A 23954-nucleotide genomic window follows, 5' to 3' on the forward strand; every position below is an offset into this window, starting at 1 on the left:
TTCCGGTCCGGCACCCCGTCCGGCGGCCCGGCCGAGTCGAATCAGGCGAAGCGTGCCGCCAGCGCGGTCAGTCCGGTGCCGTACGTGCCGTCGCCGAAGACCGACTCGACCTGAGGAACCACGTCGTCAGCGCTTTCGTACGTCGCGCTCCACCGCACCTCGGCGCCGTCGGCGTGCGGCTGGACGGCGAGCGTCGCCACGTAGTCGCTGATGGCCAGCATGGGGTCGATGACGGTGTAGGTGTACGCGTACGTCCCGGCGTCGAGCGCGAGGAGCCGCTCGCGGGCCAGGACCTTGCCGTCGATCGCGAACACCCGGACGGCGCCGGGGCGTTCGGGGCTCATGCCGTCCTCGATCGTCGAGGGTGGGACCTGGGGGTGCCAGTCGGCGAGGCCGCCGAAGTCACCGATGACCCGCCACACCTCGTCGGGGGTGGCGGTGATGACTGCTGAGCGCTGAAGCGTGTGCATGGGGGCTCTTCTCGGTTGGTGACGTCACCAGGTGCGGTCGCCGCGCAGGACGGCGTCCGCTCCGCCGTCGATGAAGACGACCTGGCCGGTGACGTGGGAGTTCTCGGGGGATGCCAGCCAGGCCAGCAGAGGGGCGACCTGTTCCGCGTGGGCGTGCCCGTGCAGGGGCATCGGCACGCTGTCGTCGACGAGCTTGCGACCCTCGGCCTCGCCGAGGAGCCCCTGCGTCATCGGGGTGACGATGGTGCCCGGACCGATGGCGTTGAGCGGGATACCCGCACCGGCCCAGTCGTCGCCGGGCGCGGTGCGCCGGACCCAGCGGGCGATGGCCGCCTTGGAGGAGGCGTAGACGAGGTGCCCCTCGCCACGGTCGACGGCGGCCTGCGCGGCGGCGGTGGCCGCGGCCTCGTCCCCCGCGAGCGCCGCGTCCACGATTGCGGCGTCGTTCGGATGCACCGAGGCGACCGAGGAGATGACCACGGCGCGCGGGTCGGTACCGGCGGCCAGCAGCGGACGCAGCCCTTCGAGGGTGGCGACCGCGCCGAAGTAGTTGACCTTGACGGTCAGCGGGTCGAAGTGCGCGAGTCCGGCGCACGCGATGACGGCGTCCAGCCGCCCGCCGGTCAGCTCGGTGGCTTGGTCGACGAGCCCCGCACGGCCCTCGGCCGTGGACAGGTCGGCCGAGATCTCGACGCCCTTCAGGTCGGCGCCGATGACGGTGTGGCCCTGGGCGCGGAGATGGGCGCTGGTGGCTTTGCCGATACCGGAGGCTCCTCCGGTGACGAGGTACGTACGGCTCATGGTCTGCTCCTTTGCTGACTTCGCCAGCGTACGCCTGGTTGGCACAATGTGCCATAAAGCTTGTTTGTGACATACTGAAGTGCGGCAACGTGCGGAAATCCGAGGCGCGGAGGGTGATCGTGGCGATGACGGGCGGACGGCCCCCCTCACTGACCGAACGGCGACGCGAGGCCACTCGGCTGGAGATCGCCGAGGCCGCGGCGGAGTTGTTCTCCGGGCGGGGCTATGAAGCGACGACGGTCGAGGCCATCGCGCAGGCCGCCGGGGTCTCGCTGCGCACCTTCTACCGGTACTGCCCGGCCAAGGAGGACGCGCTGACGCCCCTTCTCGTGGCAGGTGTCGTCGATCTCGTCGACGAGTTGGCGGCGCGGCCCGAGGACGAGCCCTTGGGGGCGGCGGTCGCAGCCGCCTTCGTCGCGACGACCATCGACCGTCGCCACGCGGGCACCGGCCGGACCCGTCGGCTGATCCGGGTGATGAGCATGGTTCCGGCCATCCGGATGCGCTGGCTGGCGGCAGGCCGGGAGATGCGGGACCGGCTGCTGCCGGTCCTGGCGGCCCGCACGGGGAACGCCGCGGACAGCCTGGAGGTCCGGCTGCTGGCGACCGTGGTGATCGACGCGGTGACGGTCGCGCTGGAGCACTGGGCCGAGCAGGACGCCGGAGACCTCGCCGAGGCGACGGCCCAGGCACTGGCGTTCCTGAGGATCGACGACATCTGATGCCTCCGGTGCCACCGGTTGAGGCGTGGGACGACCCGGTCGTCGCCTCCGGTGCCACCGCTTGAGGCGTGGGACGCCCTGGATTCCGCCAGTGCCACCGGTTCAGCCACGGGACGACCCGGTGGTGACGGGTGGTGACCCGGTCGCGGCATGGTCGCGGCACGGTTCTGGCGTGCGGCGGCCTGCCGGTGGCTCGTGGTGGAGCGGCTGACCCCGTCCTCAGGGCGTGGCGTCGGTGATCGCGCAGGCCAGGTAGAGATCGACCCGGTCCCGGGCGCGGGACAGATCGCGGCCGGTGAGCTGTTCGATGCGGCCGATCCGGTAGTGCAGGGTGCTGACGTGTACGTGCAGTTCGGCGGCGGTGGTGCGCCAGGCACCGTTGTGTTCCAGGAACACCGAAAGCGTGCGCAGGAGTTCGGTGCCGTGGGCGTGGTCGTACGCCTGGAGCGCGCCGAGGAGGCGTTTGCGGAACGCGCGTCGCACCTCGGCGGGTGCTCCGGCGAGCAGCAGCAGGTGCGAGTCGAGTTCGCGTGCCGTGACGAGGGAGACCCGCTCGGGGCGGAGTTCTGCCAGGCGGCCCGCATGCCGGGCTTCCTCCAGCGCGCGGGCGACTTCTTCCGGTGCGGTCACGGTTCCGCTCAGGCCGAAGGCGATCGTGCCGCCCTGTGCCGCGCCGGACATGGCGGTGAAGCGGTCGCGCAGCAGCCGGGCCACCTGGAGGTCGTCCCGGATCTCGTCGCCGAGTGAGGCGATGACGGTGAGGCCCGCGCTGTCTCCCGCGACGATGGTGCGGGAGAGGGGATCGTGATCGAGGGTGCTCTCCACCAGGTCGGCTGCGAGGTCCCAGGGCCTGAGGGCTCCTCTGCTGGTGGCCGTGAGGACGATGAGGGGGCGGTCGGCCGGGATGCCCGCGGTGCGCAGCCGGGTTCCGAGTGTCGCCGCGGGGGCTCCGGTCTCGACCAGGTGGACCAGCTCGGCGAAGAAGTGCTGCTCGGTGCGGCGCCGCTCGTCACGCCGGGCACCGCTGAGGGCCAGCAGTTCCGCGGTCTGGGCCGCCGTTTCCAGGGCTTCGGGGCCGGTGAGCGGGCCCTGGATGACGAGGTGACCGCTGCCGCTGCCGCGTCTGCCGATCGGCAGGACGGTATACAGGCTGTCCGGCTCCGGAGCGAGAGTGGCGGGAAAGCGGTCCGCCGCCAGGGCCGCGGCGCTGAGCGCGGCGCGGACCTGTACGGGCAGGGCGCCGGAGGGGCCGGCGAGCAGCCGTCCGGCGGGCGAGAGGGCCCAGCAGTCGCAGCCGAGCTCCGCGGCGAGCATCGCGGTCAGCCCGCCGAGGTCGGCCCCGTCGATGAGGGCCTGGACGAGCCGGCGATGGCGGCCGAGGATTTCGCCGAGCTCCTGGCCCCGTTCGCGGTTGATGCGCTCGATGACGGTGCGGGAGAGCGTGCCGTAGGACACCTCGGGCGGGGCCGCGAACAGCGGAAGGCCGTACCGGGCGCAGGCGCTGACCAGGGCGGGCGGCACCTCACCGAGCAGCAGGTCGCCCGCCACGACGGCGGCCGCCCCGCCCGCCGCCAGGGAGGCGGCGAAGACCTCGCAGTCCTCGGGGGCCCGGTACCAGGCCTCGCTGGTCAGCACGAGTTCGCCGCCGGTCAGGAACGGCTCGGGCTCCAGCAGGTCGGTGGCGTACACCCAGCGCAGCTTGCGCCCGAGCGCGTCGGCGTCCCCCACGAGCAGTTCGAGCCGTGGGCCCGGCATGTCCAGCAGATCCGAGACCCGCATCCGCTTCCTCTCGGCCGATTCAAACGATCGTACGAGAGCGGAGCTCGTTTCGGCCAGGGTTTCCCACGCTCGTAGCCTGCCTCGTCGCCCGTGTCCGCTGGTCTACTTCCGGTGCTGCAGCAATCCCGACACCTGTCCGGACACCCATCCGGACAGCCTGAATCCGATGATCGATGGAATGGGGCTCTCATGGCCCAGCACGGACGCATCACCCGTACCATCCGCGCCGCCACCGCTGTCGAGACGTCCGGGGTCGAACCGATCCCGGACGCCGAACGCACGGGCGGTTCCGGCGCCTCGTTCACGCTCTGGTTCAGTTCCAACGTCCAGTTCTCCAGCCTCAGCAGCGGTCTGCTCGCCACCGCCGCCTTCGGGCTGGGATGGCTGCAGGCACTCGCGGCGATCACGCTCGGCAGCGCGATCGGCGCCGCCGCGATCGGCGTCATGTCCACCTTCGGCCCCCGGGCCGGCGTGGGGCTGCTCGTCCAGTCCCGCATCCCGCTCGGCCGCTACGGCAGCGCGGTCCCCGCGGTACTGGTCTTCTTCAAGGCATGCGCATGGTTCGCCGTGAACTCGGTGCTGGGCTCGTTCGCCCTGCAGTCCCTGCTAGGGACCGGATTCGGCCTCGCCTTCGCCATAGTGACGATCAGTCAGGTCGTCATCGCGCTGCTCGGTTACCGCTTCATCCACCTGGTTCAGAAGGCGATGGCGATCGTCCTGCCGCTGCTCTTCGTCGGCGTCTCCGTCTACGGCTTCGCCAAGAGCGACCTGGGCTCGTCCTTCGACGCGGGCAAGGCGGGGCCGCTCGGCTTCGCGGGAGCGTTCGCGCTGACGGTCGCCGTCCAGGCGGCCCGCTCGCTCAGTTTCTCCTCGTACGCGGCGGACTACACCCGTTACATGCCGCGCGACACCCCCGCGGGCAAGCTCTTCCGCAACGCCTTCGGCGGCGCACTGCTCGGCTCGGTGTGGATCGCCGGTCTCGGCGCCGCGATCGGCACGCTGGCCTTCGTCGGCACCCCCACCGACCTCGTCAACAACGTCCTGCCGTCCGCGCTCGGCGCCCTGACCATGTTGGCGCTCGGCGTCTCCACCATCACCTCCAGCTGTCTGGACTGCTACTCCGGTGCGATGGCCTGGCTGATGGTGGGGGTCAAGATGGCCCGCTGGCAGGCCGTCCTGGTCGTCGGATCGATCGGCGCGGCCATCGGCTGGGCGGCGGGGCAGGGCAATTACTGGGAGTCCTTCCAGAACTTCCTGATCCTGCTCGGCAACTGGATCGCCCCCTGGATCGCGGTCATGCTCGTACAGCGCTTCGCCGCCGCCCCCACGGACGGTGAACCACCCCGCTTCGGGGCGGGCTTCGCGTCCTGGCTGCTCGGCATCGCCGCCGCGGTCCCCTTCATGAGCCAGCCCGGTGTCTTCACCGGGCCCCTCGCCCGGAGCCACCCGGCCCTGGGCCCCTACGCCGCGGCCGTCGCCTTCGCCACCGCCGGGCTCGTCCATCTCCTGCTCGTACGGATCACGCTCTCGCGCACCTCCCGTACGGACAGGTCCGTCAGCTCCACCCCCGACTCCGAGGAGATCACCGCATGACCCCCGTCCAGGCCCCCGCCGCCACCACCGCCGACGTGGCACATCTGCACACCGCCGTCGCCGTCGCCCGCCGCTCCCGCGACGGCGGCAACCATCCCTTCGGCGCGCTGCTCGCCGGCCCCGACGGCGCGGTCCTGCTGGAGGCGGAGAACACCGTCACCACCGGGCGCGACGCGACCGGTCACGCCGAGACCAACCTGGTGCGCCTGTCCACCGCCAAGTACGACGCGGACTTCCTGCGCACCTGCACCCTCTACACCAGCACCGAGCCCTGCGCGATGTGCTCCGGGGCCATCTACTGGTCCAACATCGGCCGCGTCGTCTACGCCCTCGGCGAGGACGAACTCCTCGCCATGACCGGCGCGAACGAGGAGAACCCGACCATGACCCTGCCCTGCCGCGAGGTCTTCGAGGCCGGCCAGCGCGAGCTGCCGGTCGTCGGACCGGTCGACATCGACGACGCCCGCCGGGTCCACGAGGGCTTCTGGAACTGATCCGGAATCGCCGTACGAGCACCCTCCCGGGAGAGGTCAGGGACTCCCGGGAGGGTTCGGTGTCCGGACGCCCGTCCCGTCCGGACACCGCCGGGGCGGCTGTGCGACGGGGGCCGGTGCTGTGACCGGGGCGCACGGGCCGGGCAGCGGGATCACCGGTTCGAACTCGCCCCGGACGGCGCGGGGTTGCCGCCGGACGCGGTGGGCGCGCAGCCTGCCGGCGCTCCGATGCCGGGGCGGAAAACAATGCAAGCATGCTTGCTTGTTTATGGGACCGCTGCCATGCTCCTGGGCACACCGCCTTGCCCCGAGGGGAGCGCACCGTGCCCGATGTCGCAGCCGTGATCGACGATCTGCGCGAAGAGAGCCAGGAACTCGACGTACTCGTACGGGAGTTGAGTGCCGGGCAGTGGGCCGCGCCGACCCCCGCCCCCGGCTGGAGCATCGCGCACCAGATCGCCCATCTCACCTGGACCGACGAGGTCGCCCTGCTGGCCGCGACCGACGCGGACGCCTTCGCCCGGGAGGCCGCCAAGGCGATGGAGGCCCCCGAGACCTTTGTCGACCGGGGGGCCGAGGAGCTGGCCGTGCTGGATCCGGCGGCGCTCCTCGCGCGGTGGCGGGGCGGGCGGGAGCGGCTTGAGGCGGTGCTGCGGGACGCACCGGCCGGGACCCGTATCCCCTGGTACGGGCCGCCGATGAGCGTCGCCTCCATGGCGACCGCCCGGATCATGGAGACCTGGGCGCACGGCCAGGACGTCGCCGACGCCCTCGGGGTCACCCGGACCCCCACCGCCCGGCTGCGGCACGTCGCCCGGATCGGGGTGCGGGCCAGGAACTACGCCTACCTGGTACGGGGCATCGAGGCGCCCGAAGAGGAGTTCCGGGTCGAACTGGAAGCGCCTGACGGGGAGTTGATCGTTTTCGGCGCCGAAGACGCGTCACAGCGCGTCGGCGGACCACTGCTCGACTTCTGTCTCCTCGTCACCCGGCGCGCCCACCGCGACGACCTGGCCGTCCGGGCCACCGGACCCGATGCCGACCGGTGGCTCGACATCGCCCAGGCGTTCGCCGGGCCGCCCGGCCCCGGCCGCTCGCCCCGGGGAGGCGGGAAGTGACCGGGCGGGTGCTGCGGATCGGCAACGCCTCCGGGTTCTACGGAGACCGCTTCGACGCCGTGCGCGAGATGCTCACCGGTGGGCCGTTGGACGTCCTCACCGGCGACTACCTCGCCGAGCTGACCATGCTCATCCTCGGCCGGAGCAGGCTCAAGGACCCCGCGCGCGGGTACGCCACCACCTTCCTGCGCCAGCTCGAAGAGGGCCTCGGGCTCGCCCACGAGCGCGGGGTGCGGATCGTGACCAATGCCGGAGGGCTCAATCCGGCCGGACTCGCCGACGCGGTGCGGGAGTTGGCGCGGAAGGTCGGCGTGCCCGTACGCGTCGCCCATGTGGAGGGCGACCGTCTCCCCGTACCCGAGGGGTTCCTCACCGCCAACGCCTATCTCGGCGGCGCCGGGATCGCCGCCTGTCTGACCGCGGGCGCCGATGTCGTCGTCACCGGGCGAGTCACCGACGCCGCCCTCGTCACCGGACCCGCCGCCGCCCACTTCGGCTGGGGCCCCGACGACCACGACGCGCTCGCCGGGGCCGTCGTCGCCGGACATGTACTGGAGTGCGGGACCCAGGCCACCGGGGGGAACTACTCGTTCTTCCGCGCGCACGACGTGCGTCGGCCCGGCTTCCCCGTCGCCGAGATCCATGCCGACGGTTCGTCCGTCATCACCAAGCACGACCGCACGGGCGGAGTCGTCGATGTCGGCACCGTCACCGCCCAGTTGCTGTACGAGACCGGCGGGGCCCGGTACGCCGGTCCGGACGTCACCGCCCGGCTCGACACCGTGACGCTGACCCAGGACGGCCCCGACCGGGTCCGGATCTCCGGCGTGCGCGGCGAGGCCCCGCCGCCCACGCTCAAGGCCGGCCTCAACCGGATCGGCGGCTGGCGCAACGAGGTCGTCTTCGTGCTCACCGGGCTCGACATCGACGCCAAGGCGCGGCTGGTGCAGGACCAGTTCGCGGACGCCTTCGCCCGATCCGGCAGCCAACCCGGCGAAGTGAGGTGGGAGTTGGCGCGGACCGACCGGGCCGACGCCGCCACCGAGGAGACCGCGAGCGCGCTGCTCCGGCTCGTCGTCCGGGACCAGGACCCCGAGACCGTGGGACGGGCGGTCTCCGGCGCCGCGATCGAGCTCGCGCTCGCCGGCTACCCGGGCTTCCACGTCACCGCCCCGCCCGGCAAGGGCGCCCCGTACGGGGTGTTCGAGGCGCGCCAGGTACCGGCCGCCGAGGTCCCGCATGTCGCCGTACTCCCGGACGGGCGGCGGGTGCGGCAGGAACCCCCCGCGCACACGCGACTCCTCCAGGACGTCGGGGAGCCGCGCCTGCCCGAACCGCTGCCGCCGTCCGCCGGTCCCACCCGGACCGCCCCGCTCGGCCGGGTCGCAGGTGCCCGCAGCGGGGACAAGGGCGGGGACGCCAACGTGGGGGTGTGGGCCGTGGACGACGAAGCCTGGCGGTGGCTGGCCCATGAACTGACCGTGCAGCGGTTCCAGGAGCTGCTGCCGGAGACCGCCCCCCTCACCGTCGTACGCCATGTCCTGCCGAACCTCCGCGCCCTGAACTTCGTCGTCCACGGGCTGCTCGGCGAGGGGGTCGCCGCCCAGCACCGGTTCGATCCGCAGGCCAAGGCGGTGGGGGAGTGGCTGCGCTCCCGGCACCTGCCCATCCCCGTGACGCTGCTGGAAGCCGTCCACGCACCGGAGGTGAACGCATGACCGTCCTGCCCACCGGGCTCGACACCGCGGGACCCGAGTACGCCGCGAACCGCGCGGCCATGCTGGCGAAACTCGACGAACTGGCCGTCGAGCACACCAGGGCGCAGGCGGGCGGCGGGGAGAAGTACGTCGCGCGGCACCGCTCGCGCGGCAAGCTCCTCGCCCGCGAGCGGATCGAGCTCCTGGTCGACGAGGACACCCCGTTCCTCGAACTGTCGCCGCTCGCCGCCTGGGGCAGCGACTATGCGGTCGGCGCCTCACTCGTCACCGGGATCGGGGTGGTGTCGGGCGTGGAGTGCCTGATCACCGCCAACGACCCGACCGTACGCGGCGGCGCCTCCAACCCCTGGACCCTGAAGAAGGCCCTGCGGGCGAACGAGATCGCCTTCGCCAACCGGCTGCCCTGCATCAGCCTCGTCGAGTCGGGCGGCGCCGATCTGCCGTCGCAGAAGGAGATCTTCATCCCGGGCGGGGCACTGTTCCGCGACATCACCCGGCTGTCGGCGGCCGGCATCCCGACCGTGGCCGTCGTCTTCGGGAACTCGACCGCCGGCGGGGCGTACGTCCCCGGCATGTCCGACCACACCGTCATGATCAAGGAACGGTCCAAGGTCTTCCTCGGCGGACCGCCCCTGGTGAAGATGGCGACCGGCGAGGAGAGCGACGACGAATCGCTCGGCGGCGCCGAGATGCACGCCCGCACCTCCGGGCTCGCCGACCACTTCGCCGTCGACGAGCAGGACGCGCTGCGCCAGGCCCGCCGGATCGTCGCCCGCCTCAACTGGCGCAAGGCGCACCCCGATCCGGGCCCCGCCGAACCGCCGAAGTACGACGAGGACGAGCTGATCGGCATCGTGCCCGGCGATCTGAAGGTGCCCTTCGACCCGCGCGAGGTCATCGCGCGGCTCGTCGACGGCTCCGACTTCGACGCGTTCAAGCCGCTGTACGGGACCAGCCTGGTGACCGGGTGGGCGAGGCTTCACGGCTATCCCGTCGGCATCGTCGCCAACGCGCAAGGGGTGCTGTTCAGCGAGGAGTCGCAGAAGGCCACCCAGTTCATCCAGCTCGCCGACCAGCGCGACATCCCGCTGCTCTTCCTGCACAACACCACCGGCTACATGGTCGGCAAGGAGTACGAACAGGGCGGCATCATCAAACACGGCGCGATGATGATCAACGCGGTGTCGAACTCCAGGGTCCCGCACCTGTCCGTGCTGATGGGCGCCTCGTACGGGGCCGGGCACTACGGCATGTGCGGACGGGCGTACGACCCGCGCTTCCTCTTCGCCTGGCCCAGCAGCAAGTCCGCCGTCATGGGGCCGCAACAGCTCGCCGGGGTGCTGTCCATCGTCGCCCGCGCCTCCGCCGCCGCCAAGGGACGGCCCTACGACGATGACGCGGACGCCGGGCTGCGCGCCATGGTCGAGCAGCAGATCGAGTCCGAGTCGCTGCCGATGTTCCTGTCCGGCCGGCTGTACGACGACGGGGTCATCGACCCGCGCGACACCAGGACCGTCCTCGGGATGTGCCTGTCCGCGATCCACACCGCCCCGGTCGAAGGCGCCCGCGGCGGCTTCGGAATCTTCCGGATGTGAGGCCACAGATGACAGGGACGAATCGGATGGCCGGGAGGCCCGCGTTGATCTCCACGCTGCTCGTCGCCAACCGGGGCGAGATCGCCTGCCGGATCTTCCGCACCTGCCGTGCGCTGGGCATCGCCACCGTCGCCGTGTACTCCGACGCGGACACCGACGCGCTCCACGTGCGGGAGGCGGACTCCGCCGTACGGCTGCCGGGCGCCGCCCCGTCCGACACCTATCTGCGCGGCGATCTCGTCGTGTCCGCCGCGCTCGCGGCCGGCGCCGATGCCGTCCACCCCGGGTACGGATTCCTCTCGGAGAACGCCGGATTCGCCCAGGCCGTGCAGGACGCCGGACTCGTCTGGGTGGGGCCGCCGGTCAAGGCCATCGAGCTGATGGCGTCCAAGACCCGCGCCAAGGAACTGATGGCGGCGGCCGGGGTGCCGCTGTTCGCACCCCTCGACACGGCGAGGGCCACCGCCGACGACCTGCCGCTGCTGCTGAAGGCGGCGGCCGGCGGGGGCGGGCGGGGGATGCGGATCGTACGCGAACTGAGCGATCTTGCGGGCGAGTTGACGGCGGCTTCCGCCGAGGCCGCCGCCGCGTTCGGGGACGGCGAGGTCTTCGCGGAGCCGTACGTGGAGCGCGGCCGGCACGTCGAGGTCCAGGTCATGGCCGACGAGCACGGCGGGATCTGGGCGCTCGGCACCCGCGACTGCTCACTCCAGCGACGCCACCAGAAGGTCGTCGAGGAGGCCCCCGCACCCGGACTCGACGACGCGCTGCGGACCCGGCTGCACGAAGCCGCCGTGGCCGCCGCCCGCGCGGTCGGCTACCGGGGCGCGGGCACCGTCGAGTTCCTGCTCGCCGCCGACGGACGCCCGTACTTCCTGGAGATGAACACCCGCCTCCAGGTCGAACACCCCGTCACCGAAGCGGTCTTCGGGATCGATCTGGTGGCCCTGCAACTGCGCGTCGCCGAGGGCGAACCGCTGCCCGCCGCCGCGCCCCCCGAACCGCGGGGGCATGCCGTCGAGGCCCGGCTCTACGCCGAGGATCCCACCCGCGACTGGCAGCCGCAGACCGGAGCACTGCTCACCCTGGAGGTGCCGGACGAACCCGGACTGCGCCTCGACACCGGATACACCGGCGGCGACACCATCGGCGTCCACTACGACCCGATGCTCGCGAAGGTCATCGCCCACGCCCCCACCCGCGCCGAGGCCGTGCGCCTCCTCGCCCGTGCCCTGGAACGCGCCCGCGTCCACGGCCCGGTCACCAACCGCGACCTGCTCGTACGGTCCCTGCGTCACCCCGACTTCCGCGCCGCCCGCCTCGACACCGGCTTCTACGACCGTCACCTGGACACCCTCACTCCGGCCCCGGACGGAACGGAGCTGCGCCTCGCCGCCCTGGCCGCCGCCCTCGCCGACGCCGCCGGCCGGCAGCACGGCCCCGGTCCCGGCCCCACCCGCCTCGGGGCCTGGCGCAACATCTCCTCGCAGCCCCGGGTCAAGCGCTACCGAGCCGAACCCGACGGCACCGAACTCCAGGCCGCGTACCGCACCACACGCACCGGCCCCGTCCCCGAAACCGGAGAACGGGTCGTCACCGCCCGCCCCGATCACGTCACCCTCGAAACCGGCCCCCTCACCCGCCACTTCGCCCTCACCGTCCACGGCGACACGACCTATGTGGACACCGCCACCGGCTCGTACACCCTCACCGCCCTGCCCCGCTTCACCGACCCCACCGACCGGGCCGAACCCGGCTCCCTGCTCGCCCCCATGCCCGGCACCGTCGTCCGCGTCGCGGACGGACTCGCGGCCGGGGCGACGGTGGAAGCGGGAGCACCCCTGATCTGGCTGGAGGCGATGAAGATGGAACACCGCATCCTCGCCCCCGCCTCCGGCGTCCTCACCGCCCTGCACGCGACCCCCGGCCTTCAGGTGGAGGTCGGCACCCTGCTCGCCGTCGTCACCGAACCCGCGGACGCCGTCCCCGACGCCACTGACGCCGTCACCGCTCTCCCGGACGCCGTCCCCGACGCCGTCACCGCTCTCCCCGACGCCGTCCCCGACGCCGCGGACTGTGCCACCGAACCCGCAGACCCTGAGGAGAACGCATGAGCACCGTCCTCGAAACCGAAGAGCACCAGGCCCTGCGCGCCGCCGTCGCCGCCCTCGGAAAGCGCTACGGGCGGGAGTACATGACCTCCGTCGTGCGCGACGGGGCCCACCCGCGCGAGCTGTGGGCCGAAGCCGCCAAGCTCGGCTACCTCGGCGTGAACCTCCCCGAGGAGTACGGCGGCGGAGGCGGCGGAATGGCCGAACTCTCCATCGTCCTGGAGGAACTGGGCGCGGCCGGCAGCCCGCTGCTGATGATGGTCGTCTCCCCGGCGATCTGCGGCACCGTCATCGCCCGCTTCGGCACCGACGCCCAGCAGCGGCACTGGCTCCCCGGCCTCGCCGACGGCAGCCTGACCATGGCCTTCGGCATCACCGAACCCGACGCGGGCTCCAACTCCCACCGCATCACCACCACCGCCCGCAAGGACGGCGAGGACTGGCTGCTCACCGGTCGCAAGGTCTTCGTCTCCGGGGTCGACATCGCCGACGCCACCCTCGTCGTCGGCCGCACCGAGGACGCCAGGTCCGGCAGGCTCAAGCCCTGCCTCTTCATCGTCCCGCGTGACGCCCCCGGCTTCGGGCGCTCGCGGATCGACATGGAACTCCAGGCCCCGGAGAAGCAGTTCGAGCTCGTCCTCGACGACGTACGGCTGCCCGCGGACGCCCTGGTCGGCGAAGAGGACGCCGGACTGCTCCAGCTCTTCGCCGGGCTCAACCCCGAACGCATCATGACCGCCGCGTTCGGGATCGGCATGGGCCGCTACGCGCTCGCCCGCGCCGTCGAGTACGCGAAGACCCGCCAGGTGTGGAAGGAGCCCATCGGCTCCCACCAGGCCATCGCCCACCCCCTCGCCCAGGCCCACATCGAACTGGAACTGGCCCGGCTGATGATGCAGAAGGCCGCCCGGCTGTACGACGAGGGCGACGACATCGGAGCCGGCGAGGCCGCCAACATGGCGAAGTACGCGGCGGGCGAAGCCTGCGTCAAAGCCGTCGACCAGGCCGTGCACACCCTCGGCGGCAACGGACTCACCCGCGAATACGGCCTTGCGTCCCTGATCACGGCGGCCCGCGTCGCCCGGATCGCCCCCGTCAGCCGGGAAATGATCCTGAACTACGTGTCCCACCAGTCCCTGGGCCTCCCCAAGTCGTACTGACACCGGACAGTCTGTTCCTCCACGACGCGGCCCCGGGGGCGGCTCCCCGCCGCGGCCCGTCGCCTCTCCCGCCGCTTCGACCGCCGCTTCGAAGGGACCCCACGCCATGGTGCATGTGTTCCACAGCGACTACCCGTCCGTCCGGACACTCGACGAACCCATCCATGACGCGGTCCTCGGGAAGGCCACCGCCGCCCACGGCGACACGGTCGCCCTGATCGACGGGACGGACGACAGCTCCACCCTCACCTACCGGCAGCTCGACTCCTTCCACCGGAAGACAGCCGCGGCCCTCGCCGAAGCCGGCGTGCGCAAGGGCGACGTACTGGCCCTGCACAGCCCCAACACCATCGCCTACCCGGCGGTCTTCTTCGGGGCGACACGGGCCGGCGCCACCGTCACCACCGTCCATCCACTGGCCACGGCGGAGGAGTTCGCCAAACAGCTCCGCGACTCCTGCGCCCGCTGGATCGTCACCGTCTCCCCACTCCTAGAAACGGCCCGCGCGGCCGCCGAACTCGTCGGCGGCATCGAGGAGATCTTCGTCTGCGACCGGGCGGAGGGCCACACCTCCGTACTCGACATGCTCGCCACCACCGCCCCCGAACCCCGTGTCACCGTCGACCCGGCCGAGGACGTCGCCGCCCTGCCGTACTCCTCCGGCACCACCGGAACCCCCAAGGGCGTCATGCTCACCCACCGCTCCATGGCCACCAACCTGGAGCAGCTACGCCCCTTCATCCCCATGGGCCCCGGCGACCGCATCCTGGCCGTGCTCCCCTTTTTTCACATCTATGGGCTGACCGCCCTGATGAACGCCCCGCTGCGGATGGGCGCCACCGTCGTCGTACTGCCGCGCTTCGACCTCGCGCAGTTCCTCGCCGCGATCGAGAAGCACCGGATCAGCGGCCTGTACGTCGCCCCGCCGATCGTCCTCGCACTGGCCAAGCACCCGTCCGTCACCCAGTACGACCTCACCTCGCTGGAGTACGTCGTCAGCGCCGCCGCCCCGCTCGACGCATCACTCGCCGCCGCCTGCTCGAAGCGCCTGGGACTGCCGCCCGTGCGCCAGGCGTACGGCATGACGGAACTCTCGCCCGGCACCCACGTCGTCCCGCTCGCCGCCTCGAACCCGCCGCCCGGCGCGGTGGGCCGACTGCTGCCCAGCACCGAGATGCGGATCGCCTCGCTCGACCGCGCCGGCGAGGACGCCCCGACCGGCACCGACGGCGAGATCCTGATCCGCGGACCGCAGGTGATGAAGGGCTACCTCGGCCGCCCAGAGGCCACCGCCGAGATGATCGACGCCGACGGCTGGGTACACACCGGCGACATCGGACGCGTCGACGCGGACGGCTGGCTGTTCGTCGTCGACCGGGTGAAGGAACTGATCAAGTACAAGGGCTACCAGGTCGCTCCCGCCGAACTCGAAGCGCTGCTGCTCGGCCACGAAGCGATCGCGGACGCCGCCGTCATCGGGGTGTACGACGCCGAGGGCAACGAGGTTCCCAAGGCCTGTCTGGTCCGCCGGCCCTCCGCGGCGGGCGACGGCCTCACGGCGGACGGCGTCATGGCGTACGTCGCCGAGCGCGTCGCCCCGTACAAGAAGATCCGGCAGGTCGAGTTCGTCGACGCGGTGCCGCGCGCGACCTCGGGGAAGATCCTGCGACGCGAACTGCGCGACAGGGAGAAGCCCCGGGGGACGACCGGCTGAAGGCCGGCCGAGAAACCCGGGGGACGATGCGCCGACCGTCGTCCCGGAAGCCCCGCGAGAAGGAGACCCGCACATGACACCGCTCGCCGGCCCCACCCACGACCGGGGCATCACCACCCTCACCCTCGACTCGCCGGCCAACCGCAACGCCCTCTCCGCGCGCCTGGTCGGCGAGCTCTCCGCCGCCCTGGACGCCTGCGCGGCCGACGACACCGTGCGGGCCGTCGTCCTCACCCACACCGGCAACACGTTCTGCGCGGGCGCGGACCTGACCGGACCGCCCGACCCGGCGGCCTTCGTCGCCCTGATGCGGCAGATCGTCGCACTGCCCAAGCCCGTCGTCGCCCGGGTCACCGGCCACGTACGGGCCGGCGGCCTCGGGCTGCTCAGCGCCTGCGACATCTCCGTGGCAGGCCCCGACGCCTCCTTCGCCCTCACCGAGTCCCGGCTCGGCCTCGCCCCCGCCGTCATCTCCCTGCCGCTGCTGCCCCGCACCGACCCGCGCGCCGCCGCCCGCTACTACCTCACCGGTGAACGCTTCGACGCGGCCGAAGCGGCCCGGATCTCCCTGATCACGCTCGCCGTCGGGTCCGCCGAGAACATCGACCAGGCGCTCGCCCCCGTACTGGACGGACTGCGCAGGGCCTCACCACAGGGGCTGGCGGAATCGAAGGAGCTGGTCACAGCTACTGTGCGGATGAGTTTCGACCAGTACGCCGAAGACCTCATCGCCCGCTCGGCGGCACTCTTCGCCTCCGCCGAGGCACGGGAGGGGATGACGGCCTTCCTCGAACGACGGGACCCCGCATGGGTGTTGTGACGCCCTCCACCGACCGGACCCCCAAGCAGGACCGCAGCCGCGCCACGCGCCGACGGCTCCTCGAAGCCGCGGTAGCCTGCCTCGCCGAACACGGCTGGGCGGGCTCCACCGTCTCCGTCGTCGCCGAACGCGCGGGCGTCTCGCGCGGTGCCGCCCAGCACCACTTCCCGACCCGCGAGGACCTGTTCACCGCAGCCGTCGAATACGTCGCCGAAGAACGCTCCGCGGCCCTGCGCGCCCTGCCCGTCCAGGGCCGTACGGACGTCGTCGCCGCCCTCGTCGACCTCTACACGGGCCCGCTGTTCCGCGCCGCGCTCCAGCTCTGGGTGGCCGCCTCCAACGAGGAACAACTCCGCCCCCGCGTCACCGAACTCGAAGCCCGCGTGGGCCGCGAGACCCACCGCATCGCCGTCGAACTCCTGGCCGCCGACGAGACGCGCCCCGGCGTGCGCGAATCCGTCCAGGGCCTCCTCGACATGGCCCGCGGCCTGGGCCTGGCCAACGTTCTCACCGATGACACCGCCCGGCGCCGAAGGGTCGTGACGCAGTGGGCGGCGCTGCTGGACGAGGCGCTGGGGCCCGTCCCGTGACCCCGGGGCGGGCACGGCCGGGCCCGCCGACACCGCACCCGGCCCGCCCGCCCCGGGGCCGACCCTCAGTTCCCCAGATCCGCGAGCTGCTCGTACCCCTCGATCTCCCGGGGATCACGCGATCCCGGACCGATATACCTCGCCGAAGGACGCACCAGCCGCCCCGTCCGCTTCTGCTCCAGAATGTGCGCCGACCATCCCGCCGTACGCGCACACGTGAACATCGACGTGAACATGTGCGCCGGAACCTCCGCGAAGTCCAGCATGATCGCCGCCCAGAACTCCACGTTCGTCGCCAGCACCCGGTCGGGACGCCGGGCGTGCAGCTCCTCCAGCGCGGCCTTCTCCAGGGCCTGCGCCACCTCGAAGCGCGGCGCCCCCAACTCCTTGGCGGTACGCCGCAGAACGCGCGCCCGAGGGTCCTCCGCCCGGTAGACCCGGTGCCCGAAGCCCATCAGCCGCTCACCCTTGTCCAGGGCCTTCTTCACATACGCGGTGGCATCCCCGGTCCGCTCGATCTCCTCGATCATGCCGAGCACCCGGGACGGCGCGCCACCGTGCAGCGGCCCCGACATCGCACCCACCGCACCCGAGAGCGCCGCCGCCACATCGGCACCGGTCGACGCGATGACGCGCGCGGTGAACGTGGAGGCGTTCATGCCGTGCTCGGCGGCCGATGTCCAGTACGCGTCGACGGCCTTGACGTGCTTGGGGTCCGGCTCACCGCGCCAGCGGATCATGAACCGCTCGACCACGGACCGGGCCTTGTCGATCTCGCTCTGCGGAACCATCGGCAGCCCCTGACCGCGCGCCGACTGGGCGACGTACGACAGCGCCATCACGGCGGCCCGCGCCAGGTCGTTGCGCGCGGTCTCCTCGTCGATGTCGAGCAGCGGCTTCAGGCCCCACACGGGCGCGAGCATGGCCAGCGCGGACTGCACATCGACCCGGATGTCACCGGAGTGCACCGGGATCGGGAACGGCTCGGCGGGCGGCAGACCGGGGTTGAACGCCCCGTCGACCAGCAGCCCCCAGACGTTTCCGAACGACACATGGCCGACGAGATCCTCGATGTCGACACCGCGGTATCGGAGCGCGCCGCCTTCCTTGTCCGGTTCGGCGATCTCCGTCTCGAAGGCGATGACTCCCTCTAGTCCCGGTACGAAGTCGGACATGGCGGCTCCCTCGGTCGACGGCTCTGCGAAGGCCACAGTGGCCTGCCCAAGATATTGGCGGGTTCCCACGACGCGGGGAAGCGTGACATCCGGCACAGCTTCCCGATTCAGTCGGTGACGGATCGAGGGCCTCCTTGCCGGGCGCACTCGGCCGCTGCGGCAGGATGGCCCCGTGCCCACCGCAGATTCACCTTCTGATTCCATCACCGATCCGGCCGCGATGCGCGAGCAGTACCGCTCCGAGGCCTTCACCGAGGACACGCTGGCCGCCGACCCGATGCGGCAGTTCGCCCACTGGTTCCAGCAGGTGGCCGTGGGCGGGTTGCTCCACGAGCCCAACGCCATGGTGGTCTCCACCGCCACCCCCGGGGGACGGCCGTCCTCACGCACGGTGCTGCTGAAGAAGTACGACGAACGCGGCTTCGTCTTCTTCACCAACTACGAATCCCGCAAGGGCCGCGAACTGACCGCCAACCCGTACGTCTCGCTGCTCTTCCCCTGGCACCCGATGGCCCGCCAGGTCATCGTCACCGGCACGGCGGCCCGCGTCGGCCGGGAGGAGACGGTCGCCTACTTCCGCACCCGCCCGCACGGCTCCCAGCTGGGCGCCTGGGCGAGCGCCCAGTCGACGGTGATCGGCACCCGCGAGGAGCTGATCGCACGCTACGCGGAACTCGCCGCCCGCTACCCGGAGGGCGAACACGTCCCCGCGCCCCCGCACTGGGGCGGTTTCCGCGTCGTCCCCGACACGATCGAGTTCTGGCAGGGACACGAGAACCGGCTGCACGACCGGCTGAGGTACGTACGCGAGGGCGGGAGCTGGCGCGTCGAGCGCCTGTGCCCGTAGAAGCCCCCGGACACGCGGAAACCCGCAGGCTCTGGTCCCTCCTTGCGGAGGAGCCGGCCGGATCTACCGGCGAGCCTGCGGGTCGGTGACTGCTTGGGTTTCGGCAGACAGTCTGCCGAGGTGCACGATGTGCGACGACGGGCTGTCAGCCCGCAGCCACCTCACGAATCCGATAAGACTGCACTTTTCGGATCACCTCCTTTCATGCGTGTACGGCAACCCTAGGAACCTCATCCGCGCCGCACAACCGAATTAACGGACCGGCCGATTTCCGGGAAGTCGGTGTGTCCGGGGTCACGTTCGAGTTCAATGGTCTGACGTGCGGAAATGCCGGATGCGTCCTGCGGGGGGTACGGGATGAGTGCGTCCACAAGCAGTGGAACGACCGACGCGCTCGGGCCCGACGAGGGTCCGGGGGCCGGGCCCGGGGCCGAGCTGCTCGCGGCGCTGCTCGACGGGATGGACACCGCGCTCTGCGCGTTCGACGCGGACGGCACGATCACCCACTGGAACCGCGAGGCGGAGCGGATTCTCGGCTGGTCCGCGCGGGAGGCCGTCGGCCGGGCCGGGTTCGCCGGGTGGGCGGTGCGGCGGGCGGACGCCGGGGAGGTCCAGGAGCGGCTGATGGCGGCCATGGACGGGGGCGGTCGCCGGGTCCACGAGTTCGCGCTGCTGCGCAAGGACGGCGGCCGGGTGCTCGTACGGACACAGTCGGCGGGGGTCCGGGGTGCGGACGGGAAGCCGGCCGGGGTGTACTGCGCGTTCGGCGAGGTGCACGCGCAGATCGATCTGGAGCGGTCCATCGCGCTGAGCGAGGCGCTGTTCGAGGACGCGTCGTGGGGCGTGGTGCTCGTGGACGCCGATCTGCGGCCGACGGTCGTCAACGCGCACGCGGCGCGGGCGCTGGGCGGTGGCCGTACGACGCTGCTGGGGCGCCCGCTGGGGGAGCTGATCGCGCAGGGCGTCGAGGATCTGGAGGGCGCGCTGCAGCATGTGCTCGCGGAAGGCGCGCCCCCGGCGCCCGCCGAGTTGTGGGTGACGCTTCGGACGGCGGAGGGGGACCGGCGGCGGTGCTGGCGCAGCGGCTTTCTGCGGCTGGCGTCGCCGCTCACGGAGGAGCCGGTTCCGTTGGGGGTGGGCTGGCTGTTCCAGGACGTGACGCCGGAGAAGCTGGCGGCGCAGGAGGCGGACCGGGTGCGGTTCCGTTCGAACCAGTCGCACCGGGCCTCCCGGTCCGCGTCCGAGTGCGAGGACCCGATGGAGGCGGCGATGTCCCATCTGGACTACGCGCTCGCGGGCTTCGCCGACCACGCGCTGGTCGACCTCGTGGCGGGGGAGCGGTTGGTGCGGGTGGCGGCGACCCCGTCCGGTGAGCCGGGGCCGTGCGTGCCGGTGGCCGGTGGCGGCATTCCGCTGCGGTACGCGGCGGGCCATCCGGCCCTTCAGGCGGTGGACCGTACGGGTTCGGTGCGGGCCAGTGCGGGGGCGGGGCAGGAGGCCGGGATGTGGGCGGCCGAACGGCAGTGGCCGGGCGATTCGGTGCACGCGCTGTGCGCGGTGCTGCGGAGCAGGGGGCGCACGCTGGGTGTGGTGACGTTTCTGCGCTCCGCCCATCGCACCGCCTTCGAACGCCCCGACGCGGCGTACGCGGAGAGCGTGGCGGTCCGGGTCGCGGCGGCGGTGGACCTGGCGCAGGTGCTGGCGCCGCCGAAGTGACGGCATGCCCTTCCGGCCTTCCGGCACCCCTCCCGGTCCGTTCGGCGGTCGAGGAGAGAACCGGTTGCCGGGTGCCAGGGGAGAGGCGGCGGGCGACGAGGGCGGTGCGGCAGCCGGACGCCCGCTCCCGTGGCCGGGGCCGCCGGGCCTCAGCCTCCGTGGCGGTAGAAGATCCGGTCCGCGTACTCCGTCATGACGCGCCCGTTCCACTCATGTCCGCCGTCGACGTTCCCGGAACGCAGCATCGGCGGCTCGACCCCCCGTGCCACGAGCTGCTCCGCGGCGGCGGCCATCATCGCCTGCATCACCGCACTGGTGACCACCGTCGACGCGGGCGCGAACGGCGCCTCGATGCCCTCGACGGTCAGTTCCGCGTCGCCGATGGCGATCTTGCTGTCGAGCACGATGTCGCAGTGGTCCCGCAGGAAGCCGCCCGAGCCGTGCCGGGACCGGGTGCCCTCCGCGTATGCCACCGAAGTGACGCCGATGACCTTCAAACCGAGCGCCCGCGCGTTCATCGCCATCTCCACGGGGAGCGCGTTGCGCCCGGAGAGCGAGATGATCACGAGGACGTCGCCCGCCTTGGCGGGGCTGGAGTCGAGCACCGCTGCCGCCAGCCCGTCGACCCGTTCCAGCGCGGAACCCAGGGTGGCCGGCATGACGTCGACTCCGACCGTGCCCGGTACGGCCAGCAGGTTCATCAGGGCGAGTCCGCCCGCCCGGTAGACGACGTCCTGTGCGGCGAGGGAGGAGTGTCCGGCACCGAAGGCGAAGAGCCGGCCGCCCGCGGCGACCGTGTCGGCGATCGCGGCACCGGCGGTCGCGATGTTGCCGGATTCCTCGTCGCGCACGCGCTCCAGCAGGCCGATCGCGGCGTCGAAGAACTGACCGGCCAGCTTGCTGTCGCTCATCGAGGAGGCCCTTTCCGGCGGGGTGGGGTGTCCGTGCCGCGGATCACGTTGCGGTCTGGACCAGCGACCTGTCAATACCGCCCACGCCGCTCCGCCGCCCGGTGTCCGGTCGGCACGGCACGGTTGTCAGCGGTATGCGTCAGAATTGGGTCAGGGCGAACGACGTTTTTCATGTCACAGCATCGAGGGGCACGAATGTCCGGACTGATCGACACCACGGAGATGTATCTCCGCACCATCCTCGAACTCGAAGAGGAAGGTGTGGTCCCCATGCGCGCCCGGATTGCGGAGCGGCTGGACCAGAGCGGTCCGACGGTCAGCCAGACCGTGGCACGCATGGAGCGCGACGGCCTGGTGCAGGTCGCGGGCGACCGCCACCTGGAGCTGACCGACGAGGGGCGCCGTCTGGCGACCCGCGTCATGCGCAAGCACCGGCTCGCGGAGTGCCTGCTCGTCGATGTGATCGGCCTGGAGTGGGAGCAGGTCCACGCCGAGGCGTGCCGCTGGGAGCACGTGATGAGCGAGGCGGTGGAGCGGCGGGTGCTGGAGCTGCTGCGTCACCCGACGGAGTCCCCGTACGGGAATCCGATCCCGGGGCTGGAGGAGCTGGGCGAGAAGGCCGAGGCCGACCCGTTCCTCGACGAGGGCATGGTGAGCCTGTCGGAGCTCGACGCGGGCGCGGAGGGCAAGACGGTGGTCGTGCGCAGGATCGGTGAGCCGATCCAGACGGACGCCCAGCTGATGTACACCTTGCGGCGGGCGGGCGTGCAGCCCGGCTCCGTGGTCAGCGTGACCCAGTCGCCCGGTGGCGTACTGGTCGGCAGCAGTGGTGAGGCGGCGGAGCTGGACGCCGAGGTCGCCTCGCATGTGTTCGTGGCCAAGCGCTGAGGTGTGCCGCGCGGCCGTCGCTGACGGGTACGGCGGCGGTCGCCGCTGACCGGGTGCCACGGGGGGCGCCGAAGCGCGAGAAGCCCTGGGTCCGCTTTTCCTTTTTCCGTCCGGAAGTGCAGCGCCCGGACGGATCGCGTGCCAGGCTGTGGCTGAGGCATACCTGAGAGTGTCGGCCAGCTGGTCGCGCGGTCGGGGAGGGAGCAGGCGCATGCGCCCGTCGTACTGGCATGTCCGGCATGCCCGGCGCGTACATCGAACGGTGACCGCCGCGGCCCCGGCCGCCCGTGGCTCGCGCCCGTCCGCCCATGGAGCCGGTGCCGCCGCCCGGGATGACGTTGCGGTGCCGGTCGGCTCCCGAACGGCAGAGGGCCCCGGCGCCGTGCGGCGCCGGGGCCTGTCCTCCCCTGCTTCGACCCGGAGCCCCGAGCTCTCGAGGTCGATCCCCACGGGCCCTCATCCCCGAGTGACCCGCCTCCCGGAGAAGATCTCCCCTCCGCGACCGCCCTCAATCCTTGGGGCCGGTCACTCGAACGAGGGGTGTTGAATGCCAGAACCCGGTTTTCGAATAAAGGTTCGATAGCCTGATGTGACGCGACCACACGGTGATCGAGCGGGATCAAGCGGTGATCGAGGACCAGAAGGGGGTGCCAGAACACATGGTGCGGCGCATCGATGTGACCGGGACCGACGGCGTACGCCTCGCGGCCTGGGAGTTCGCCGACCCGCCCAAGGGGCGTGCGGAGGGTGATCGCGCCCCCGGGGTCTTATTGCTCCACGGCCTGATGGGCCGGGCCTCGCACTGGGCCCCGACCATCCGCTGGCTCGCCGAGCGGCACCGCGCCGTCGGCCTCGACCAGCGCGGGCACGGCCGCAGCGAGAAGCCGGCCGAAGTCCCGTACACCCGTGACGCGTACGTCGCCGACGCCGAGACGGCGATCGAACAGCTCGGCCTCGCCCCCGTCACCCTCGTCGGGCATGCGATGGGCGCGCTCACCGCCTGGCAGCTCGCCGCGAAGCGTCCCGATCTCGTCCGGGCACTGGTCATCTGCGACATGCGGGCCTCCGCGCTCGGCGCGGCCTCCCAGCGGGAGTGGGAGGACTGGTTCACGTCCTGGCCGGTGCCGTTCGCGACGCTCTCCGACGTGCGGAAGTGGTTCGGCGAGGACGACCCCTGGGTGGAGCGGCCCAATCCGGCCCGTGGTGAGTTCTTCGCCGAGGTGATGGCCGAGCGGGCCGACGGCTGGCGCCCCGTCTTCTCCCGTCGCCAGATGCTCCGGTCCCGCGCGACCTGGGTGTTCGACGCGCACTGGGAGGAGCTGGTACAGGTCCGGTGTCCGACCCTGGTGCTCCGCGGCCTCGACGGCGAGCTCGGCCGGGCGGAGGCCCAGGAGATGGTCCGCGTACTGCCGCGCGGGCAGTACGCGGAGGTGGCCGACGCCGGCCATCTCGTCCACTACGACCAACCGGAGGGCTGGCGCGCCGCGGTCGAGCCCTTCCTGGAGCAGTTCGCCGAGGATCCCCAGGAGGACCGCGAGCCCGTTTCCTCGTAAACGCGAGCCCGTTTTCTCAAGCGGCTCAAGCAGCCCAAGCGGCTCAAGCAGCCCAAGCAGCCCAAGCAGCCCAAGCGGCTCAAGCGGCTCAAGCCCAGGTAATTCGTGCAACTCCTGCACCTGGCCAAACGCGCGAAAAGGGCCTGCCCCCGGCTCCTGGCACTCGCTCCGGGGGACAG

General features: G+C 72.0%; 20 protein-coding genes. 15 read left to right on the top strand and 5 right to left on the bottom strand.

Features of this window, described 5'->3' with window-relative positions:
* Positions 1-41: 41 nt before the first annotated feature.
* Both ACZ68L_RS15660 and ACZ68L_RS15665 read right to left on the bottom strand, forming a co-directional pair.
* Entirely contained in the window at positions 42-470 is a 429-nt protein-coding gene (locus tag ACZ68L_RS15660; RefSeq protein ID WP_469577350.1) for an SRPBCC family protein, read from the bottom strand.
* A 24-nt stretch (positions 471-494) separates the two neighbouring features.
* A complete protein-coding gene (locus ACZ68L_RS15665) occupies positions 495-1271 on the bottom strand; it encodes an SDR family oxidoreductase (RefSeq protein WP_469577351.1) in 777 nt (258 codons plus the stop codon).
* A gap of 89 nt (positions 1272-1360) precedes the next feature.
* On the opposite strand from ACZ68L_RS15665, the gene ACZ68L_RS15670 reads away from it, so the two are divergent.
* On the top strand, positions 1361-1993 hold the full coding sequence (locus ACZ68L_RS15670) for a TetR/AcrR family transcriptional regulator (protein ID WP_469577352.1): 633 nt from the start codon (positions 1361-1363) through the stop codon (positions 1991-1993).
* A 219-nt stretch (positions 1994-2212) separates the two neighbouring features.
* Here ACZ68L_RS15670 and ACZ68L_RS15675 read toward each other — a convergent pair whose 3' ends face one another.
* The gene (locus ACZ68L_RS15675) at positions 2213-3772 is read right to left on the bottom strand and encodes a helix-turn-helix domain-containing protein (protein WP_469577353.1); all 1560 of its coding nucleotides are present in this window, start codon (positions 3770-3772) and stop codon (positions 2213-2215) included.
* A gap of 189 nt (positions 3773-3961) precedes the next feature.
* Between ACZ68L_RS15675 and ACZ68L_RS15680 the strand changes: the two genes are divergently transcribed.
* From ACZ68L_RS15680 to ACZ68L_RS15725, 10 genes are all read left to right on the top strand, one after another.
* Positions 3962-5365, top strand: a complete 1404-nt coding sequence (locus ACZ68L_RS15680) for a purine-cytosine permease family protein (RefSeq protein WP_469577354.1) — start codon at positions 3962-3964, stop codon at positions 5363-5365.
* Positions 5362-5859 carry a nucleoside deaminase gene (locus ACZ68L_RS15685; protein WP_469577355.1) on the top strand — a complete coding sequence of 166 codons (498 nt, stop codon included), beginning with the start codon at positions 5362-5364 and terminating at the stop codon, positions 5857-5859. The genes ACZ68L_RS15680 and ACZ68L_RS15685 overlap by 4 nt, the downstream gene beginning before the upstream one ends.
* A gap of 323 nt (positions 5860-6182) precedes the next feature.
* Positions 6183-6977 (top strand): TIGR03084 family metal-binding protein, encoded by a 795-nt coding sequence (locus tag ACZ68L_RS15690; RefSeq protein ID WP_469577356.1) that lies wholly within the window; start codon positions 6183-6185, stop codon positions 6975-6977.
* On the top strand, positions 6974-8695 hold the full coding sequence (locus ACZ68L_RS15695; RefSeq protein ID WP_469577357.1) for an acyclic terpene utilization AtuA family protein: 1722 nt from the start codon (positions 6974-6976) through the stop codon (positions 8693-8695). The genes ACZ68L_RS15690 and ACZ68L_RS15695 overlap by 4 nt, the downstream gene beginning before the upstream one ends.
* Entirely contained in the window at positions 8692-10290 is a 1599-nt protein-coding gene (locus tag ACZ68L_RS15700; RefSeq protein ID WP_469577358.1) for an acyl-CoA carboxylase subunit beta, read from the top strand. The genes ACZ68L_RS15695 and ACZ68L_RS15700 overlap by 4 nt, the downstream gene beginning before the upstream one ends.
* Positions 10291-10316: 26 nt before the next feature.
* Entirely contained in the window at positions 10317-12404 is a 2088-nt protein-coding gene (locus ACZ68L_RS15705) for an acetyl/propionyl/methylcrotonyl-CoA carboxylase subunit alpha (protein WP_469577359.1), read from the top strand.
* Positions 12401-13561, top strand: coding sequence for an acyl-CoA dehydrogenase family protein (locus ACZ68L_RS15710; RefSeq protein WP_469577360.1), 1161 nt, complete (start codon positions 12401-12403; stop codon positions 13559-13561). Before ACZ68L_RS15705 ends, ACZ68L_RS15710 begins: the two co-directional genes overlap by 4 nt.
* 106 nt (positions 13562-13667) lie before the next feature.
* A complete protein-coding gene (locus ACZ68L_RS15715) occupies positions 13668-15275 on the top strand; it encodes a 4-coumarate--CoA ligase family protein (protein WP_469577361.1) in 1608 nt (535 codons plus the stop codon).
* A 73-nt stretch (positions 15276-15348) separates the two neighbouring features.
* Positions 15349-16095 carry an enoyl-CoA hydratase family protein gene (locus ACZ68L_RS15720; protein WP_469577362.1) on the top strand — a complete coding sequence of 249 codons (747 nt, stop codon included), beginning with the start codon at positions 15349-15351 and terminating at the stop codon, positions 16093-16095.
* On the top strand, positions 16083-16685 hold the full coding sequence (locus ACZ68L_RS15725; RefSeq protein ID WP_469577363.1) for a TetR/AcrR family transcriptional regulator: 603 nt from the start codon (positions 16083-16085) through the stop codon (positions 16683-16685). Before ACZ68L_RS15720 ends, ACZ68L_RS15725 begins: the two co-directional genes overlap by 13 nt.
* Positions 16686-16750: 65 nt before the next feature.
* Here the strand turns inward: ACZ68L_RS15725 and ACZ68L_RS15730 are convergent, their stop codons facing one another.
* Complete coding sequence (locus tag ACZ68L_RS15730; RefSeq protein WP_469577364.1) at positions 16751-17860, bottom strand: citrate synthase 2; 1110 nt, start codon at positions 17858-17860, stop codon at positions 16751-16753.
* Positions 17861-18080: 220 nt separating this feature from the next.
* On the opposite strand from ACZ68L_RS15730, the gene pdxH reads away from it, so the two are divergent.
* On the top strand, positions 18081-18707 hold the full coding sequence (pdxH, locus tag ACZ68L_RS15735; protein WP_469577504.1) for a pyridoxamine 5'-phosphate oxidase: 627 nt from the start codon (positions 18081-18083) through the stop codon (positions 18705-18707).
* A 357-nt stretch (positions 18708-19064) separates the two neighbouring features.
* Positions 19065-20423 carry a PAS domain-containing protein gene (locus ACZ68L_RS15740; protein ID WP_469577365.1) on the top strand — a complete coding sequence of 453 codons (1359 nt, stop codon included), beginning with the start codon at positions 19065-19067 and terminating at the stop codon, positions 20421-20423.
* Positions 20424-20572: 149 nt separating this feature from the next.
* Here the strand turns inward: ACZ68L_RS15740 and ACZ68L_RS15745 are convergent, their stop codons facing one another.
* The gene (locus ACZ68L_RS15745) at positions 20573-21334 is read right to left on the bottom strand and encodes an SIS domain-containing protein (protein WP_469577366.1); all 762 of its coding nucleotides are present in this window, start codon (positions 21332-21334) and stop codon (positions 20573-20575) included.
* 195 nt (positions 21335-21529) lie between these two features.
* Between ACZ68L_RS15745 and ACZ68L_RS15750 the strand changes: the two genes are divergently transcribed.
* On the top strand, positions 21530-22222 hold the full coding sequence (locus ACZ68L_RS15750) for a metal-dependent transcriptional regulator (RefSeq protein ID WP_469577367.1): 693 nt from the start codon (positions 21530-21532) through the stop codon (positions 22220-22222).
* A gap of 659 nt (positions 22223-22881) precedes the next feature.
* Positions 22882-23775, top strand: coding sequence for an alpha/beta fold hydrolase (locus ACZ68L_RS15755; RefSeq protein ID WP_469577505.1), 894 nt, complete (start codon positions 22882-22884; stop codon positions 23773-23775).
* The last annotated feature ends 179 nt before the right edge of the window (positions 23776-23954 follow it).

It is taken from the genome of Streptomyces sp. NPDC104309 (assembly GCF_055584025.1).